Origin of the sequence: Chitinophaga sp. 22308, assembly GCF_052045305.1 — a bacterium.
GTDB classification, from domain to species: domain Bacteria; phylum Bacteroidota; class Bacteroidia; order Chitinophagales; family Chitinophagaceae; genus Chitinophaga; species Chitinophaga varians_A.
This window is the reverse complement of record NZ_JBQEOP010000006.1, coordinates 315,458-334,313: the sequence shown is the minus strand read 5'-3', so window position 1 is coordinate 334,313 and position 18,856 is coordinate 315,458. Positions and strand designations below refer to the sequence as shown.

Annotated in this window: 17 protein-coding genes; 9 read left to right on the top strand and 8 right to left on the bottom strand. The window is 48.5% G+C overall.

What is annotated here, in order from left to right:
• From ACTJJS_RS25140 to ACTJJS_RS25130, 3 genes are all read right to left on the bottom strand, one after another.
• Complete coding sequence (locus ACTJJS_RS25140; protein WP_440665954.1) at positions 1-3,465, bottom strand: TonB-dependent receptor; 3,465 nt, start codon at positions 3,463-3,465, stop codon at positions 1-3.
• A 217-nt stretch (positions 3,466-3,682) separates the two neighbouring features.
• The gene (locus tag ACTJJS_RS25135) at positions 3,683-4,801 is read right to left on the bottom strand and encodes a FecR family protein (protein WP_440665952.1); all 1,119 of its coding nucleotides are present in this window, start codon (positions 4,799-4,801) and stop codon (positions 3,683-3,685) included.
• Between the two features lie 79 nt (positions 4,802-4,880).
• Entirely contained in the window at positions 4,881-5,444 is a 564-nt protein-coding gene (locus ACTJJS_RS25130; RefSeq protein WP_440665950.1) for an RNA polymerase sigma-70 factor, read from the bottom strand.
• 176 nt (positions 5,445-5,620) lie between these two features.
• Between ACTJJS_RS25130 and ACTJJS_RS25125 the strand changes: the two genes are divergently transcribed.
• The 9 genes from ACTJJS_RS25125 (at position 5,621) to ACTJJS_RS25085 (ending at position 14,650) form a co-directional block, all read left to right on the top strand.
• Positions 5,621-6,316, top strand: coding sequence for a DUF2461 domain-containing protein (locus tag ACTJJS_RS25125; RefSeq protein WP_168874687.1), 696 nt, complete (start codon positions 5,621-5,623; stop codon positions 6,314-6,316).
• 10 nt (positions 6,317-6,326) lie between these two features.
• On the top strand, positions 6,327-6,767 hold the full coding sequence (locus ACTJJS_RS25120; RefSeq protein WP_440665948.1) for a PaaI family thioesterase: 441 nt from the start codon (positions 6,327-6,329) through the stop codon (positions 6,765-6,767).
• Between the two features lie 5 nt (positions 6,768-6,772).
• Positions 6,773-7,276, top strand: a complete 504-nt coding sequence (locus ACTJJS_RS25115) for a DinB family protein (protein WP_440665946.1) — start codon at positions 6,773-6,775, stop codon at positions 7,274-7,276.
• Positions 7,277-7,283: 7 nt separating this feature from the next.
• Positions 7,284-7,808, top strand: a complete 525-nt coding sequence (locus tag ACTJJS_RS25110; protein WP_440665944.1) for a hypothetical protein — start codon at positions 7,284-7,286, stop codon at positions 7,806-7,808.
• An 87-nt stretch (positions 7,809-7,895) separates the two neighbouring features.
• Positions 7,896-8,498, top strand: coding sequence for a hypothetical protein (locus ACTJJS_RS25105; protein WP_440665942.1), 603 nt, complete (start codon positions 7,896-7,898; stop codon positions 8,496-8,498).
• Between the two features lie 93 nt (positions 8,499-8,591).
• Positions 8,592-8,936 (top strand): hypothetical protein, encoded by a 345-nt coding sequence (locus ACTJJS_RS25100; RefSeq protein ID WP_440665941.1) that lies wholly within the window; start codon positions 8,592-8,594, stop codon positions 8,934-8,936.
• A 27-nt stretch (positions 8,937-8,963) separates the two neighbouring features.
• The gene (locus tag ACTJJS_RS25095) at positions 8,964-9,443 is read left to right on the top strand and encodes a hypothetical protein (protein WP_440665939.1); all 480 of its coding nucleotides are present in this window, start codon (positions 8,964-8,966) and stop codon (positions 9,441-9,443) included.
• 409 nt (positions 9,444-9,852) lie between these two features.
• Positions 9,853-14,334 carry a DUF6443 domain-containing protein gene (locus ACTJJS_RS25090; RefSeq protein WP_440665937.1) on the top strand — a complete coding sequence of 1,494 codons (4,482 nt, stop codon included), beginning with the start codon at positions 9,853-9,855 and terminating at the stop codon, positions 14,332-14,334.
• A gap of 19 nt (positions 14,335-14,353) precedes the next feature.
• Complete coding sequence (locus ACTJJS_RS25085) at positions 14,354-14,650, top strand: immunity 53 family protein (protein ID WP_440665935.1); 297 nt, start codon at positions 14,354-14,356, stop codon at positions 14,648-14,650.
• Between the two features lie 76 nt (positions 14,651-14,726).
• On the opposite strand, the gene ACTJJS_RS25080 is transcribed toward ACTJJS_RS25085, so the two are convergent.
• The 5 genes from ACTJJS_RS25080 to ACTJJS_RS25060 all read right to left on the bottom strand — a co-directional run bounded on the left by ACTJJS_RS25080 (position 14,727) and on the right by ACTJJS_RS25060 (position 18,281).
• On the bottom strand, positions 14,727-15,356 hold the full coding sequence (locus ACTJJS_RS25080) for an RNA polymerase sigma factor (RefSeq protein WP_440665934.1): 630 nt from the start codon (positions 15,354-15,356) through the stop codon (positions 14,727-14,729).
• A 275-nt stretch (positions 15,357-15,631) separates the two neighbouring features.
• Positions 15,632-16,399: an APH(3') family aminoglycoside O-phosphotransferase gene (locus ACTJJS_RS25075; RefSeq protein WP_440665932.1), complete on the bottom strand. Its 768-nt coding sequence runs from the start codon at positions 16,397-16,399 to the stop codon at positions 15,632-15,634.
• 172 nt (positions 16,400-16,571) lie between these two features.
• Positions 16,572-17,429: an alpha/beta fold hydrolase gene (locus ACTJJS_RS25070; RefSeq protein WP_440665931.1), complete on the bottom strand. Its 858-nt coding sequence runs from the start codon at positions 17,427-17,429 to the stop codon at positions 16,572-16,574.
• A 23-nt stretch (positions 17,430-17,452) separates the two neighbouring features.
• Entirely contained in the window at positions 17,453-17,953 is a 501-nt protein-coding gene (locus tag ACTJJS_RS25065) for an SRPBCC family protein (protein ID WP_168874697.1), read from the bottom strand.
• A complete protein-coding gene (locus ACTJJS_RS25060) occupies positions 17,937-18,281 on the bottom strand; it encodes an ArsR/SmtB family transcription factor (protein WP_168874698.1) in 345 nt (114 codons plus the stop codon). The genes ACTJJS_RS25065 and ACTJJS_RS25060 overlap by 17 nt, the downstream gene beginning before the upstream one ends.
• Positions 18,282-18,856: the final 575 nt, after the last annotated feature.

Genomic DNA, 18,856 nt, shown 5'->3' with positions numbered 1-18,856 from the left:
TTAGAAGGATACGTTTACGCCAAATACATAACTTTTTACCAGCGGATAGAAGTTGTCCGGGTCCAGCTCCGGGTCCAGGCCGGGATATTGGGTGATGGTAAACGGATTCTGTACGTCGAACGAGAATCTTACACCAGAGAACACTTTTTGTTTTTCCAGCATTTTGGCCGGCAGGGTGTAACCCAGTGTGATGTTGCGGCAGCGCAGGAAAGAAGCGTCTGCCAGCCAGTAGCTGGCTTCATTCTGGAACTGGGAGTAAGTACCATCGGTAAGCGCTGTCGGGAAATCTCCGTTCGGGTTTTTGAATGTCCAGCGATTGGAGGATATCGGCATGGCGTTGAAACCAAACGGATTAGTGGTGGTTTCATTGACTCTGCCGGATAGGTAAGGCGACCATTTTTTCTGGACCAGGCCGGAGAAGAAAATGCTGAGGTCAAAATTCCTGTAGGAGAACTGGTTACCGATACCGAAGTTGAAGCGCGGGTCCTGGTTGCCCAGCAGGGTTTTATCTGCCGTGGAGATAGCGCCATCGGGGCCTGCTACTTTGCCATTACCATCGAAGCCGTGGATGTCCTGGAGGATGAGGCCACCGGGCAACATACCGGGCATATTGGCGGGCATGTTGGCTTTATCACCGTTATAGATGCCGGTAGAAATGTAACCGTAGTAACCACGGAACAGTGCGTCTTTACCAGTGGCCACTTCCCATGGTTTTAACGCGTTCAACGCTGCCGGGGAGCGTTGTGTCCAGTAGCTGAGGTAGTGGGAGAAGTTCAAGCTGGTAGACCAGGAGAAGCCGTTTTCAGACTGGATGTTTTTGCTGTGCAGGGCTATTTCGTAACCAGTGGACCTGGTTTTGCCGGCATTGATAAATCCTTCTTTCAGGATAAAGCCGGTGGGATAGGTAACACTGAAGATCAGGTTACGGATGTCTTTACGGAAATAGTCAACGGAGCCGGATAGACGATTGTTAAAGAAGGCGAAGTCGATGCCTGCATTGAGTTCACCGGCTGTTTCCCAGGTGAGGTTAGGATTTTCGTCACGCGTCATTACCACGCCGGTGTTGATGTTACCGGTGCCGAAGAGCGGGCTTCTGGAGGCGTCGTACACTCTGTTGGCAGCAGCGCCGAAGTTACTGTTGCCGGTTTCACCGTAGCCGGCCCTTACTTTCAGGAAGGAAAGCGGCGTAAAGCCTTTCAGGAAAGATTCATCGGAGAGCACCCATCCGGCGGACACGCCGGGGAAGTAGCCCCATTTTTTATTGGCGGCAAATACAGAAGAACCGTCACGGCGGATAGAAGCCTGTAAGGTAATGTTACCTCTGTAAGTATAGATGCCGCGGGCGAAGTAGGAAGCCCAGATGGTTTCTGATCTGCTGGAGCCTACGATTGGTTTGATCGCTTGTCCGGAGCCGAGGTCATAGTATTTGGAGATATCAGACAGGAAACCCTGGTTGGCGGCGTTGAAGCCTTCCCAGCCTGATTTCTGGTAGCTGTAACCGGCAACGGCGCTGAGGCTGTGTTGCTCAGAGAAAGTTTTATTGTAGGCAAGGGTATATTCCAGCAGGGTTGATTTGGCTTCTGACTGCGCGATGCTGGCGGAGCCGTTCACCTGGGAGCCGAGATAGAATGTCCTTGGCAGGTAGGTGGAACGTTTGGAGTTGGAGTTGTCGTAACTGAAGCGCACATTGGCTTTCAGGTCCGGGATGATGCTCCATTCGGCAAAGGCGCTGCTGAGTGTGCGGGTGGTCACGGTCTGATCGGTGATCGTACCATAAGACACCGGATTAGGGATGTTAGGGTAATAGGGGCTTACGGGGTAGCTGCCATCAGGCAGTTGCAGCGGTTGTACCGGTGCCCAGTAGATAGCGGAGGTGATGATACCGCCGTTTTCGTTGGCGCCGCCGGTGAAAGTATTGTGGGCGGTGGAGTTGGACAGGATCATGCTGGCGCCCAGTTTGATTTTGTCGGACACCTGCTGATCGAGGCTTACACGGCCGTTGTAGCGTTTGAAGTCAGTGCCAAGGATCACGCCTTTCTGGTCGAAATAGTTGCCGGAAGCGTAGTAGTTGGTTTTACCGTTGCCGCCGGAAACGGCGATGTTGTGTTGTTGGGTGTAACCGGCGCGGGTGATGGCATCGGTCGCTTTTTGATGATTGCTGCGGGCAGAATCTATCTGTCCCTGTGAATAGATGGGTTTGTACGGCTGCGCTACGGAACCCGGATCGGTATTGCCGTAGTAGGGAGCCACTTTGTTATCGCGGTACCACATCTCTTCTTTCAGCAGGTTGCGTTGTGTCATGTAGTCGGCAGCGCCGTACACCGGGTACATTTTGTCTACGTTCTGAATGCCGTAGGAGCCGGTGTATTCCACTTTAGGTTTTCCGTTGATGCCTTTTTTGGTGGTGATCAGCACCACGCCGGCGCCTGCACGGGCGCCATAGATGGAGGCCGCACTCGCGTCTTTCAGGAATTCTATGGAAGCGATATCATTGGGGTTGATGAAGTTGAGCGGGGATTTGTCCACGCCGCCTTCCGCATTTTTACCGTATTTGCTGCCGGTGATAGGCTGTGCTGCTGCGTCCATAACGGGAACACCGTCGATCACATACAATACGCCGGCGTTGGCGAAGGATGGATTGCTTCTGATCTGTACATTGATGCCGGCGCCGGGCTGGCCGGTACTCTGCGTTACCTGTACGCCGGAGGCCTTGCCCTGTAATGCGCTCTGGAAGCTGGTGCTGGCGCTGATGTCCAGGTCTTTGCCTTTGACCGTAGTGACAGCGCCGGTGAGGTTTTTTTGTTTTACCGTGCCATAGCCGATCACTACTACGTCTGAGAGGGCGTTGGTGGCCCTTTTCAGGCGGATGTCCAGTGTAGCCTGGCCGGTATAGGTGATCTCCTGTGTTTCAAAACCGATGGAGCGTACCAGCAGCACATCGCCTTTGTTGAGGCTGAGATTGAAGCTGCCGTCGGCTTTGGTGATAGCGCCTTTCTGGGTGCCTTTCACCGCCACGCTCACAAAGGGCAGCGGGGCGCCGTCAGCGTCCAGGATTTTGCCGGTCACGTCTGTCAGCGGGCTGGCGGGCGGTATGGTTGTTGCCGCTTTTTTCCTTACGGTGATCTCTTTGCCGTCGATCACATAGGAGAGAGGCTGGTCTTCGAAAATAATTTTCAGTGCTTCCGCCAGGGGAACATCGGTGAGATTGACGTTCACCGGTTTGGCGGTGTTGATGTGGTCTTTGACGTAGAAGAAGTTGTAGCCTGTCTGGCTTCTCAGTTTGTGGATGACTGCAACAAGGGAAGCGTTTTTCTCAGAAAGGGTGACTTTCTGGGCATTGGCCACAGCACTAAGGCTGATGAACGCTGTAAGCAGTAATGTGGTAGCAATCCGCATGAAAACGAAGATTTTGGAAGGCCGGCAATAGCGCGCCCTGCCTCCTTTGTGAAGAAGGTTTAATATCATACCTTTACGAGGTTTGGTTTTTAGTTCAATGTTGTTTTTCTGATGCGTGAAAAATTGATTTTGATTGAAACCTTACGACCGAACGTGGAAGTGTTGGCTCACTTTCACGTTTTTCATAAGGCCACATCCTTGTTGGCGCTTTTACTTCATGGGCGTGGATTTAAAGTTCACTGTTAATAGTTGTTCTCTTTGACAGTCACATTGTTCACAATCGTGGTCAATACTTGCTTACATATATTTTTCCGGTTACTATCCTGAATTTTAATAAACCTGCTTTCTCGATGGTGTTTAATACTTTTGATACGTTCTCGAACCGGGAGATAGTGCCTTCCATTTCGTTGGTGGGGATGTCTCCTTCATAGATGACTTCCACATTGTACCAGCGGGATATTTTCCGCATGATCCCGTAGATATTTTCGTTGTTGAATTCAAAGTATCCGTTTTTCCAGGCCACGATGCCGTCAGTATTGACAGTGGCTATTTTCAGCGTACCGTTTTTTTCAGTGACAGCTTGTTGGCCGGGCTTCAGCACCTGTGCTTCGTTGATTTTAACGGCACCGGAGAGCAGGGTTGTTCTCGCACACGGTTCATCCACGTAGTTGTTGACATTAAAACTAGTGCCGAGCACTTGTATCTGCTGATGGTTGGTACGTACTTTAAAGGGCCGGGCCGGATCGGCGGCAACTTCGAAGTAGGCTTCCCCGTTAACTTCCACGGCACGTTCCGCCTGTTGTGCGAAAGAGGCGGGGAAAGTGAGGGTGGTGGCGGCATTGAGCCATACCCGCGTGCCATCGGCCAGGGTGATCTGGTATTGTTCGCCCCGGGCGGTGCTGAGGGTATTGTATTGAACCGCGGCCGCGCCGTTTACCGGACGGTATTCCAGGGAGCCGTCGGCCGCCTTGTTCACTTCCACGCCGGCCTGCTCTGTCAGTTTACCGGTCTGTGTATCAGAGAGCAGTATTTTTTTTCCGTTGGCCAGCGTGAGGGTGGCGGTATTTTTCCCAGCCGGTACATCGGCCGTCGCCGGGGCAGTCTGCACAGCCATTTGTGACGGTTGGCTGCTGTGGCGGTACCAGTAAAAGCCGCCGGCCAGTATGCCGGTGAGGGCTGCAGCAGCCGCGATGCGCCAGGGGAACACTCTTCCGCGGGAGATGGAGATGCCTGCCTGCCGGTGTATTTTTTCCAGGATGAGCGCTTCCTGTGCAGACAGGTCGCCGATGGCCGGTTTCCCTGTCTGCTGTGCATCGCACCAGGCGCTGTACACCGCCAGATCTTCATCTGTGGCCGTGTTGGTGGCTATACGGTCTATAATGTCTGAGATATGTTTTTCATCCATGGAATGCCAGTTAGGTGCTTGGTCTGTATATTAAGGGACATAAATAGGGGGTTCCCCCCAAAAGGAGCAGAAAAAAAATTCAGAGCAGCAGGAAGGAGAGCATTTTCCGGCTCAGGTCTGACCGGAGTTTTTTCAGGGCGATGGTGATCTGGTTTTCGACCGTTTTTTCGGAGATGCCCATGCGGGCAGCGATTTCCTTATTGGTGAGATATTGTACCCGGCTGAGATGGAATATCTCCCGGGCCCGTTGGGGCAGTGTTTCGGTGAATTCTGTGATCACCCTTCTCAGCTCTTTTACTTCAAAATCTTCTTCTATGCGGGTGATGGTGGGCAGTTCCACGTTGGCCGCCAGGATAGCGGCACGGCGGCGGGAGGTCTGGATGGTGCGGGCCAGCCGGTACTTAACGGCGGCCATCAGGTAGCCTTTCAGGGAGGTCACTTCCAGGGTGCTGCGGTTTTCCCATAGCCATACAAATATCTCCTGTACCGCGTCGTTGCACTCTTCTTCATTGTTAAGGATATTCCAGGCATACTGGTACAGCAGCCGGAAATAGCGGGCATACACCTCGTTAAAGGCCATGACCTCGCCTTCCTTTAATAAAGGTAGCAATGCTGCATCACTGATCGCGTTATAATCCCTCATATACTAAAAAAACCTCCGGCATAGCCCATCGGCCAAATTTATTCAGTTATTTGGTTATTTGGATATTTTATTATCGGATTTACGGATTTTGTGATTTTGCGGAGGGGAAAGGCTATGGTAAAAATTAATTTATATTTGCTTTCGTCGATTTCATCCTGAAAAAAAACACCAGCAAAATGGCAAAACAGACAACAGGCGGGACAGGGATTCAACAGTCAGGATTTGATTTCCTGGACGCACTGAAAAAGAACAACAACCGGGAATGGTTTAATGTACATAAAGACGACTATCTCCGGGAACTGAAACAGATAGAAACATTTGCAGACGGGTTACTGGCAGATTTGTCGGCGCATGATGTAATTGAAACACCTTCCGGTAAACAAAGCCTCTACCGTATTTATCGCGATACCCGTTTTTCCACGGACAAAACACCCTATAAAACCCACTGGAGCGGCAGTTTCAAACGGGCCACCCAGCAGCGCCGTGGCGGGTACTATTTTCATATTGAACAGGGCAACAGCTTCATTGGCGGCGGTTTCTGGGGACCGGTAGCGGACGATCTCAAAAAAGTCCGTGATGACATCGCCTTTGACCCTGCACCGTTGCGTAAAATTCTCAACAGTAAATCTTTTATATCCACTTTTGGCGCGCTGGAAGGGGAGCAACTGAAAAAGGCCCCCCGCGGCTATGATCCCGGGCATGAGGCGGCAGACCTGCTGCGTTTTAAGCAGTTCCTGCTGATACGCCGCTTTACCGACGAAGAAGTATTGTCGCCGCAGTTCAGAAAAGAAGCCGGCAAAACATTTGCCGCCATGCGCCCTTTCTTCGACTATATGAGTGAAGTATTGTCCACCGATTCCAACGGATTATAATCATCAGTGTATGTCCAACATAGAACCGTTAACACCGGAGATAGAACAGCGCGTGCGCGACAGTTTCGGCCGGCAGAAAATGATGGCGCTGTACGGCGCCACCATGACCGGCATAGGTAAAGGGTATGTAGAAATCAGCATGCCGCCCAGCGATATCGCGCTGCGTCCGTCCGGCATCTTCCATGGCAGCGCCATCGCTGGCCTGACAGACGTGGTGGCCGGCTACTGTGCGGCCACTATTCCGGTGGAAGACCCTTATTTTGTGACTGTCGAGTTTAAGATCAATTTCCTTAACCAGGCCAAAGGTGAGCTGCTGGTCGGACGCGGAAAGTCGATCAAAGCCGGCGCCACGCTGACTATTGTGCAAACAGATATTTACACCCGCGCCGGGGAACGGGAAACCCACGTAGCCACCGCCCTGGTCACCATGATGAAAATCAATAAACGTTAACCTGTATGGAAATCACGTCTATCAACACTTTCCTGCCTTACTACGACAAAATCCGCGAGCGCACCAAAAGACTGCTCGCAGTAGTCCCGCCTGATTCCCTCGACTGGGCTTATAAGCCGGGTAAATTCACCATCGGTGATGAGATCCGGCATATCGCCACCATCGAACGGTATATGTTCGCCGAAACAGTCGCCGGCCGCCCCAGCTGCTACCGTGGCTGCGGTAAAGAACTGGCCGACGGATACGACGCCGTGATGGCTTACTTCGATCAGCTGCACGAAGAGTCGATGGCTATTTTCCGCGCCTTAAGCGAAGAAGACCTGCAGCGCAAATGCACCACGCCCGGCAACGCCACCATGCCCGTATGGAAATGGTTACGCGCCATGGTGGAACATGAAATACACCACCGCGCGCAGTTATATATCTATCTGAATATGATCGGTGTGAAAACGCCGCCGATGTTCGGGCTGAGCGCAGAAGAGGTGGCGGCATATACCAAACCGGAATAGCGCTGCCTTGATGAAGTTATGGCCTATAGCTGTGCTGCTGCTCCTGGGGGTTGGTTGCGGGAGGCAGTCGCGTGTCCGGTCTTTTTCCACGTTAGATGTGACCTATAATGACGGTGGAAGTACCACTCTATCCATTAGAATTTCCAACTGTGGGGAAGTAGTGGCTCAAAAAGGAGATAGAATACGGCCTGTTTTCTTCAGGGGCAGGTTGAGTAATCACGAACTGGATAAACTGGAACGTCTCTATACCGCCATGTCCATTGAAAGATACGACAGTGTTTACAGCGATCCCGGCGGGGAAGATTTTGCATCGTATAAAATAGTCATTCCGGATAGAAAGCCGGCAGGTATATTCGTGTATGGGCACCGGGACGTGCCGGTGCCGCTTGGGCAAATGGTAGGGTACATCGTGGAAGTGGGGCGTAGCATGACGTTGATGCAGGTTGACACAGTTGTTGAATTTGAGAGCAGGAGGGATTTTTTTCCGCCATCTCCGCATAAAAGGCGTGTTGTACGGGAAAATCCTTTATAAACATTAGTAATTGTATCCATGTGCCAACAGAATTAACTGACCATATGAACGTGTTCGATATCCACTATTTTCAATTTTGAGAAATACATGAAAATAATCTGCAGTCTTTGTATCAGCTTGATTGGTTTTATTAATCCGGAAGATCCTGTTATTTACAGTCTGTTCTATCACTGGAACAAAATGAGTCTTGCCCTGGCAAAGGAGATCCCTTCCGGAAAGAACGCAGAAGAGAAAATGCTATACCAGGAACGGCTACAAAGTTTTTGCAGGTTATGGAATATGGTCCCTGACAGCCTTCAGAACACTTCTTTAAGATGGCGCTTTCTCGAGCGGATCAGTACTGAGTTTAACTGGAAAGACAAGAAGTGGTCGGTGATTGAAATGATAAGAAGTGGCGAAATAACCCGGGTAGACAACTATCTCGTTTTTTATCATGGCAGAATGGCTCATATTATTGCTTATCGCTACGAAACAGACAAGTGGGTGAAAATGCGGGAATGGCAGCAACATATTAAAACGAGTAGTCTGGTGATAAAGTCTGCTACCGGCACTGCGAAGCAGGGATGTAACAACGGAGACGTAATAGTGACGGATTTTAAATCTGCCCTTCCATTACAGGTGGCGTATTTTGCTGAATATATGGTGCCGCGGGGGAGTGAGGCTGGAAGGATGATTTGCCGTTCTCGTTAAGGAGAGGTAACCAGCATTGATGACCAATTTTCATCCATGAGATCGGAATAGTGAGACTAGGCGGAATGGGTTTAAAATCAATAAATAGCAGACATGAAAAGAAAGTTAGGTTATGGTTCGGCATGGATACTTTTCGCTGCTTGTTTTCATCCGTTGTTGGAAGTCGATAGAAGAGAACTGGCCAATATTCCGGCTGGCAAGGACGATAGGATAGTTATTTACTATGTTTCCGGAAACGCTACGGTTCAGGACTGCATACAGATTGTAGTATCTTCAAAGGAGAACGGCGAACACGTATTGAAAAATTATGAGCGATACAATACCCTGGAATCATATCGACTGGTGGCTGATTCCTCTTTGATACTCGTTATGGGTGATTCGGTAACTTATTTAAAGAGTAGAAACAAACCCGATACGATTTTTTTACCATTGAAATAATTTGATCAATATAACTATTAGGGTAAGATGAATTGGTCCCGTATTAAAGATGACCTTAAAGCTCCGCTGGCAGTAGCGTTTACGATCCTATTTGTTCTGATCCAGGACAAGCTGTTTATTTGGATATTCCCGCCCGGGAAGAAGTACGGTGTGTCTTTTAATGCTGAGCGTGAGCGGCTGGGGATAGCTACGCTGCCGGGTACCTGGATCACAAAAGACAAGTATAAGGAGATGAAAGTATGGCATGCCCCTGACGTGCCGGATAGCGGGTACTTTAGATATACTAAGACGGTGATCGTTAAATCAGGGAAGATTATCTATTATGGAGATATTTATCTACACATAGATAAATCGATATCTGAAAGACTTACTATTGGCTATATTTTTAAAGACCAGAATAAGTGGAAGTATACATATGACGACCAGTCCAGTGGAATACCTGAAAAAAGTATTACCAAAGCACAATCAGACAGTATCTTAAAAAGCTGGAGATTAGTTTATAAGTAACGTAATGGGCAAAGAGGTTATGTTTTACAGGTTCTGAAGGCTCTGTATTGATTGGTTATAGCTGCGGTATCACATTTTGTGATACCACAGCTATAACCAATAAGTCGTTTTGAAAAAATGAATTATTTTTTTACCTTACGCGGAATTTATTTTTAAAATTGCAGTTAATACTCCCGTTGAAACTCATTATGTAGCATAAGTAATTGGAAGTAACCCGAGAATATTTTGCTGTCCGGAAAGACATTCCCTTATCTATAGTGCTGTTCAACAGAACGGTTTATTATGAGTATGATGGCATGGGCAGATTAAAATTGCTCAGAGACCAGGATGGAAAAATCCTGAAACTGTATGATTATAAATATTAACAACCAGTTACGCAATAAGAAGTTGTTACCCAAATAAAAAACCTATGAGAGATAGAAAAAAGTACGGTTTCAGGCAACTATCGGTTTGTTTATTGTTTGCCGCTTTAGGATTAACAGGAAACATAACCAGGGCACAGCAGCCGGGAGGCCCCGGGCTTCCGTCAGCTACACCTGTACCGCTACCTGTCACCAATACCCCTCCGTTTATTAACTATGTCCGGACCTGGGAGCCGTCTATACCAACAACAGATCCGGCCACAGTGACGGCCGAGAGCAATTCCGTTAGGAATGTAAAGCAGGTATCTCAGTATTTCGATGGCCTTGGCCGTCTGTCACAGACTGTGGCCAAAGGCATGAGTAACTCCGGGGAGGACATTGTAACCCCGGTGGTATATGATGCATTCGGGAGAGAGCAGTATAAATATCTGCCTTATACGCATTCCGCCGGCGACGGGAAATTTAAAACGTCGCCATTCGTTGATCAACAGCAGTTTTACCTGAATTCAGGGAAATATCCCGGCGAGAAAATATTCTATAGCCAGACAGAATTTGAGGCTTCTCCGTTGAACAGGGTTTTGAAGACCTACGCTCCGGGTAATAGCTGGGCTAACCGGCCGGTGAGCCATCAATATCTCGTTAACACTGCACAGGATTCAGTGCGTATTTGGAATATCGGCGCTACAGGAATGCCAGTGAGCCCACTTGCCTATGACGCTGGTCAGTTGACCGTAGACATCACCACAGATGAAGATGGCGGCCAGATAGTCGAATACAAGGACAAGTCAAACCGGATGATATTAAGGAAGTTGCGGGGAGTGGCTTCTCCTGGTTCCGCACATATGGGATGGCTTTGTACCTATTACATTTATGACGATCTGAACAACCTTCGTTTCGTTATTCCGCCGCTGGGGGTGGAAAAGATTACCGGCACCTGGAATACTGCTGCCATAGCGGACGGCCTTTGTTTTCAGTATACCTATGATGACCGAAACCGGATGATCACCAAAAAAATGCCTGGTGCTGGTGTGGTGGAGATGGTATATGATGTGCGCGACCGTCTGGTATTTACCCGGGATTCCAGTCAACGGGTACAGAATATATGGCATGTTACTTTCTATGATCAGCTGAACCGGCCGGTTGAAACTGCCCTGTATAATAGAAGTATTTCAAGGGAAGCGTTGCAGGGACAAATGAATGGAGCTGTTAATAATAGTGGGACCAGCAATTATGTTTTCCCTGGAGCCGCTGACCTGGTTACAGCCTATCATGAACCTGCCCGCACTGTTTATGAAGCAACCAATTCTGTGACACTGGAAAGTGGCTTTGATACCGGCGATGGGGCGGATGCGGATATGCGGATTAATCCTTCTTTGACGACGGGTGCCGCTAATATCACGGTGAGTAATCCTTTGCCTGATATCTTTAGTAATGGAACCCTAACACCATTAACTTACACATTCTACGATAATTATAATTTCCCCGGAGTTCAGGGTACGGTTAGTAGCGATTTTAATATGCCTACTGATGAGGGTAATTCGTTTGTTGAGCCGGTAACAGTTGGCAATCTTACAAAAGGAATGGTAACAGGAACGCGCATACGCATCCTGGGCACCGATACCTGGCTGACATCTACTACTTATTATAATGATAAAGGAAGGGTAAGTCAGGTGGTAGCTGACAATGCTGCTGGTAGTACAGATGTGATTACTTCCCGTTATGATTTTAACGGAAAGGTAGTTAGTACCTATCAGCGCCATAAAAACGGCAGAAGCGGGCTCACGCCCCAAACGACGGTACTGACAACTATGGTCTACGATGACCAGGGCAGGGTGAAAGCGATCAACAAGCGACTGAATGATAATCCGGCGTTGGCGCGTACCATAGCCAGAAATACCTATGACAAGATCGGCCAGTTGAGCGCAAAAGAGCTGGGTATCAACGGGACCGGTGAGCCGCTGGAAAGACAGACATTTGACTATAATCTCCGTGGATGGCTGCGGAGCATCAGCAAAGATTATCTGGATAACGGTTCTGCAGGATCGCACTTTGGCCAGGAGCTAAACTACGACTATGGTTTCAGCGTCCCGGCGTTTAACGGTAATATTGCCGGCATCCGATGGAAGGGCTGGAACGACCAGGCACAGCGGGCATATGGTTATACCTATGATGCTATCAGCCGGTTGAAAGGAGCTGCTTTCTCTCAGCTCACCTCCGGTAGCTGGCTTAATGATGCCGTAGATTTCACAGTTGGTAACATCAGCTACGACGCCAACGGTAACCTGCTGAGCATGAACCAGCGTGGTCAGGTAAACAATGCTGCGGGTAATGTGGACCAGCTGAGTTACCGGTACAATGCTAACAGCAACCAACTACAATCTGTATATGACGGAGTAAGGGCAAAGACAGGTTTAGGGGACTTTACCGACAGCCAGGCTGATGGAGTTGACTATAACTATGACGGAGCAGGTAACCTCACTCGTGATGAGAACAAACAGATTGCCGCTATCAGCTACAACCACCTCAACCTGCCGGAGCTGATTACTGTGACTGGTAAAGGAAATATCCGTTTTGTATATGACGCCGGTGGCAATAAAGTCCGTAAAGTTGTTACGGATAATACCGCCGGTGTTGCAAAGGTTACGACGACAGACTATCTGGGAGGATTTGTATACGAAAATGATAGCCTGCGTTTCGCTGGTCACGAAGAAGGAAGGATACGGGTTGCCTATCAGCCCGGACAGGCGCCTGATTTTGTATACGACTACTTTGTAAAAGACCATCTCGGCAATACCCGGCTGGTACTAACGGAGAAATCCGTCACCAATACCTATGCAGCTACCATGGAGACTCCCAGCGCTGCAAAGGAAAATCAGCTGTTCAGTAATATCGATAATACCCGGAGCAATAAGCCTGTAGGGTATCCGGCAGATGAAAGTGCGGGTAAGAATGAATCCGTGGCCAAACTGACGGCCACCGGTACCGGCAAGAAGATCGGGCCTTCCCTTGTATTAAGGGTAATGGCAGGTGATACCATTCAGCTAAGCAGCAAGGCATTTTATAAATCCAATGGGCCGGCTAATCAGAGTAACCCGGCTGTGCCGGCGGAGAATATGGTGGCTGACCTGATCAATGCGTTTGGCGGTACTGTTTCCGCAGACGCCACACATGGAGCTCCCGCGTCAGCAGCAGTTACACCGTTTAATACCAATTTCTATAATAACGACTACCGCCGACTGAAGGAGAAAGATCCTGATCAACAACCTGGTAAGCCTAAAGCCTATTTGAACTATGTTTTGTTTGATGATCAGTTTAAAATGGTGGAGGAAAACAGTGGAGTAAAACAGGTAAAAGCAGAGCCTGACCAGCTCCAAACCCTTTCACAGGACAAGATGGTCATGAAAAAGAGCGGATTTTTGTATGTTTACACCAGCAATGAGAGTCCGCAGGAAGTGTTCTTTGATAATCTGTTGGTGGCACATAGTGGCAGTCCGGTGTTGGAGGAGACGCATTATTATCCGTTTGGGTTGACGATGGCGGGGATATCGTCAGGAGCATTGCCTGGAGCGAATTATCCGGAGAATAGGCTGAAATATAATGGGAAGGAGTTGCAGAATAAGGAATTTGGAGATGGCTCAGGATTAGAACTATACGATTATGGAGCTAGAATGCAAGATCCACAAATAGGTCGCTGGTGGGTGATAGATCCATTAGGTGAAAAAGGTCGGCGCTGGAGCCCTTATGTTTACGCTCTTGATAATCCGATAAGATTTATAGATCCTGATGGGATGTGGCCTGACTGGCCAACCTGGAGTGATGTCGCAAAAGGTACCAAAGCACTTGCTGGAGGTATTGGCGGGGCTGTAATAGGAACTCTTGATAATGTGACAGGGGCAAGTTTTAGAAGTGCTGTTGCAGGTAGGATATCTGATCCTTCTGTTGCATCGGGTTGGAATACCGGCCTGGATGTAGCGGATGTAGGCGCGATTATGGGAGGTATAAGTGGGCAAGTTGGTGGTGCAGCAGTCACTGCCACAGCGGCTACAGTTACTGTAGCGAGCGGAGGCCTTGCTGTTGAGGTGAGTGCGCCTGCTGCATTAGCGGGAATGACTATATCCGCTGTAGGTACGGTGGTGACAGGAAATGGATCTGCTAATTTGGCATCCCAGTCCGGAAGAGTTTATGCTAGAGACAACAATAAGTTGGAATATCATAAACCTGATCCGACTACAGGAGAAGGGCCAGCTGGAGATCACACTTCCTTCAAACGAGATAAAAATGGTGATGTTTATAAGTATCAGGAATTTAATCAGAATTCGAGAAGTCCACATGGCTTTGAACCAGGTAGAAGATTTGATAGCGGCAGTGCAGATGGTAGGCCAGGCGCTGATCATACCAACAAAAAGACGGGCGTGAAGTTCCCAACCCCTCATATTAACAATGATCCGAACACTCCTGGTGGAGCTAGAGCACCGGAACCCAATGAGTTTCCTAATAACCAAAGATTTCTTAAACCTGGAGGAATTTAAAAGATAATTTGCTAAAGTTATGGTAGACATAATCAACTGGATATCAAATTGGTTTCTATCTCAATGTGATGGCGATTGGGAGCATGAAAATTTAATAAGGATTGAAACAACCGATAATCCTGGATGGGCTGTTACTATTGATTTAACTGATACAGAATTAGACAATTTAGACATCGACGTTCAGATACTAGAAATCAGCAAGGATAATTGGTTTTTGTACAAAGTAAAAGACAAACAGTTTTTTGGAGCCGGTGATTTAGATAAACTTCATTTGATCTTGGAGAGATTTAAAGAATTAACATTGTTAAAACCTTGAAATGGAGAAGGTGGTCGCATTTCGCGACCACCTCAAAAAACCTTTATTGTAATGCAATACCCAATAGCAGCCAAATCTATATCGCAGGCTTGATAAGATTTTCATTCCCCCATATCTTTCTTATGTTTAACAATGCATACCTGACACGTCCCAGCGCGGTATTGATGCTTGCGTCGGTTATCGTAGCCATCTCCCTAAAGCTCAGATCGGCATAGTAACGAAGTATAAGTTCTTCCCGCTGTGGCTGAGGAAGTCTGTCAAGCAGGGACTCTACTTCTTCATACAGCTCCTTTCTCATCATCAGGTCCAGTTTGTTTGCTTCCCGGCTCAGATCATCTCTCCCTTCAACGAAGGAGCTAAGCCCACGGACATTCATAATCTCCTGCCGCGTTTTATATTTCCTGAAATAACTAACATTTTCATTATGCGCAATCCTGCTGGCCCACGTCAGGGAAAGACCGTTATCCAAATACCTCTTCGTGTGAATTGCATTGATTATTTTAATAAAGACCTCCTGAAATACGTCTTCTGCCAGATCCCCGTCTTTAACGCGATATATGATAGTTGTAAAAATTCTGTCCTTTTGGCGATGGACAAGTTTTTCAAAGGCGATGTTATTTCCCGAACGATACAATTGAATCAGCTCTCTGTCCGAGAACCGGTCATAAGCTTCGGGCCCCATAGCACGAATAGCCTCTATTTCCATTTTATGTTAGCGAATAAAGACAAAGCGGGCTCGTTACCGCTTTTATTGTTTCCCAGGCGCATGTAGCTTTCTTTTATAAACAAGTATATTGAAAGACTACAAATGCTGTTGTCCGGAAGATACTATTCGCTGTTTTTACCATGGTTGTTGGACGCAAAAGGAGGCTTTCAACAAGTCATTAACGAAGACCCGCATTTTCATCTGTTCGCGTGGTATTCTACCGGGCGATATTTCAAATTTTCAATGCTACAGTTTTTCAGGAGACCAAGGTTATCTCAAAACAACTCATCCAGCATCACATAATACGCCACCCTTTCCTCATCTCTTTCCATCCCCAGCCTTTCAAACAACATCCCTGCATAATCATCCGTTCCGAAGTTATGCTTCAGTGACCGCACACATAACGCTATATCCTGGTATATATCTGCTACGCCGGCGCCGCCGATATCAATGAAACCACTCACTTGTCCCTGTTTGCCGAAGATATTAGGCAGACAGTAATCGCCGTGCGTGAAGACAGGCGTATAGGCGGCAGGTTTATGCGCAATAAGATAATTCAGGAGTGCCTGCGGCGTAGCGAAACGGTTATTGTCTTCCCAGTCGGAGGTGTCCACCAGTCCGTGTGTTACGTTATACGCTGCGGCTGTTAATTTCTTTTCCAGGCTGTTGTCGAAGGGGCAGTTCTCAATAGGAAGCGCAGACAGCAGCTGGATGCCGTCGGCCAGCAGTTTTACTGTTAGTTCAGGATTATCGAGGTAACTGTCAGCGCAAAGCATTTCGCCATCTACAGCGGTGGTGAGCAGGTAATCGACGGCATCGTGGGCGCTGAAATACTGTATCACCGGCACCGGCAGCTTGTCCTGCAGCCAGGTGAGTACTTCATATTCGCAGCGAAGCCCTTGTCCGGAAGGTTGTGTTTTCAGGTAAAATACGCTGTGGGCGCTCGTATAGCGGTACACGCTGGCGGCCGAATAACCGATGGTGATGGGTTCGGGTGATATACCTGTCAGCAGATGGGCCAGGTCTGTAGGGAGGTTGGGCATGGGTTCCTGTTTTGTGTCTCCGTAAAAATAGGATTTTAATGGATGGTCGCAAGCGTACCGGCGAAATTGAGCAGGTATACGGGTCAGTACAGGTTTTTTGTGTTCGATGTGCAGGCGATGGTGACCGAGCTGACAAAATAGTGGAAAGCCGGGTGATGAACCCGGCTTTTTATTATTCGTTCAGGAAGTCGTCTATCAGGGCCACTGCCATCTGTGGCGTGTGGCTGTGGTGTTTGGCCGTCAATACATCACCCAGGAATTCACCGTGCTGGCCTGGCATGATCACGAGGCGGCCTTTCGGCAGCAACCGGTACATGGCTACGGCATGTTCCGGCGTGATGGCGTCCCGGTCGCTGATCAGTACCAGTGTAGGTGCTTTGATGGAGCGGACCATATCATCGGGCCAGTCTTTAAAAGCCAGCATCCGGCCATTGTCCTGGTTGAACATTGTCTGTAATGCTTTAGGGTCGTTGCGGATAGCGAGAAAGCCGTCTTTAAAAGGTTGCGGCATATCGCTGAGACGGGCCTTTTTCATCATGTCCCAAAACATGGGAGGCAGGCCTTCTCTTTTGTAGAAGGAGGAAATGGTCACAATGCGGCGTACTATTTCCGGGTGACGGACGCCGATCTGGAGCGCGGTACAGCCGCCGTTGCTAAAGCCTAGGATATCCGCTTGTTGAATGTGCAGTGTTTTTAGCAGGGCGGCCACATCATCGGCATCCTGTTCAAAGGTGGTGGGGCCGGGGCGTGCTTCGGTGTGCCCGTGGCCTTGCAGCTCTACCGCTATCACCTGGTGATGTTGTGCAAAATCGTTGAGCACTTCGCCGAAAGTGGTGCGGATGGTGGAACCGCCGCCATGGATTAATACTAGCGGGCTGCCGCTGCCATGTATTTCGTAATACATTTTAATACCGTTGACCGTGGCGTAAGCGCTGGTGGTATCCGTTTGTACGGCGGTTTTGGACAAAGGAATGGCTGTTCCGGGCATGGCGCTGCTGATGGTCATGGCCAGAAGGATACTTGTAAGCATATATTTGTTTTTGTGTTGGGGGATTAGCGGATGCCTGCGGGTTGCAGGTGTGCCTCCAGTATGTCGAGCATCTGTATCCAGCTTGGGTAGGCGCCTGTTCGTTTAGCCAATGCCGTATTAACTGTCTGGTGTAAGGTGAACAGGGTTTTGTCGCCCTCCGGTGTGAATGTCAGCGTCAGGATGGTTTCATCCGGCCAGTCAGGGTCCATACCTGCATCGCGGGCGGAGATGGGGTTTCCGCCGGCATCTGCCACCTGAAGCGTGCAGACGATTTTTTCCGGACGGATGATTTCCAGGAAGGTGGTTTTGCACCAGCAGTCTTTATAGTTGCCTTCCGGGTTGCGGATGCAGGAGAGGAAGCTGCCGCCGGGGCGGATATCGACATGGGCAAAGTGGACGGTGCAACCTTTCGGTGCGTACCAGTGCCGCAGATGTTCTTCTTGGGTCCATGCTTCAAAAACCAGCTCCTGTGGCGCGTTGATGATACGGGAGATGAACGTATCCTGATTATTGCTGTTTGCCATGTTTTTTATTTTTAGTTTGTAATTGCTGTAAATAATCCTCCATGGAGTCGATGGCCGCATTCCAGTATTTGTTACATTCTTCCACCCATGAAGTTACCTCTTTCAGTTTGTCTATTTTCAGTTCACAATAGCGTTCGCGGCCCTGTTGCCGGATAATGACCAGCCCGCATTCCGTGAGCACTTTAATATGCTGGGAGATGGCCGGCCTGCTGGCGTCGAAGTTGTCTGCTATGGCGTTCAGGTTCATCGACTGACGGGCTATCAGCGAGATGATCTCCCGCCGGGTGGGGTCTGCTATGGCCTGATAGATGTCCCTTCGTTTCTCCATTGTGTAAGTATTTGCTTACAAATATAGGAAATGTAAGTAAATGCTTACAAATTTATTTTTTGATGATAATTTCTTCATCTCCCCAAAATCATATAATTATAATCGGTGAATCGAAACGTCCCAGTTTAATAAACGAAATGTCTCTATATCATGGCCTCGCCTCTAGCATATCTTCCAGGCGTATTATAGGCAATACCGACATGTGATTGCACACCTGTTTCAACTTCATCATGCAGGTAATTATCTATTCCATAAAGCGATAAAAATAACACGTTTGTGACCGTCCAACTGACCGTCCAACTTTAATTTTACTTTATTGTAATTTTAAAAAGGGGATGGCTTAAAACACGGTTTAAAACGCTTTCAAATCCTGGTTGCAGATCAAGTAAAACAACGCCAGTTGCGGTTTTGCAGCGTTCATAGTCGACGGTTGCCAGACTGCCAATAGTTAGGCCTCTAATTAGCCACAAATACACCATAAATTTACTTTTTGGGACGTTTCGTTTATTTGGCAGCCCCTATTGTAGAATCGCCCCTGATCCGCCATGGTTATATAATTTACGCGCTTTTTATAA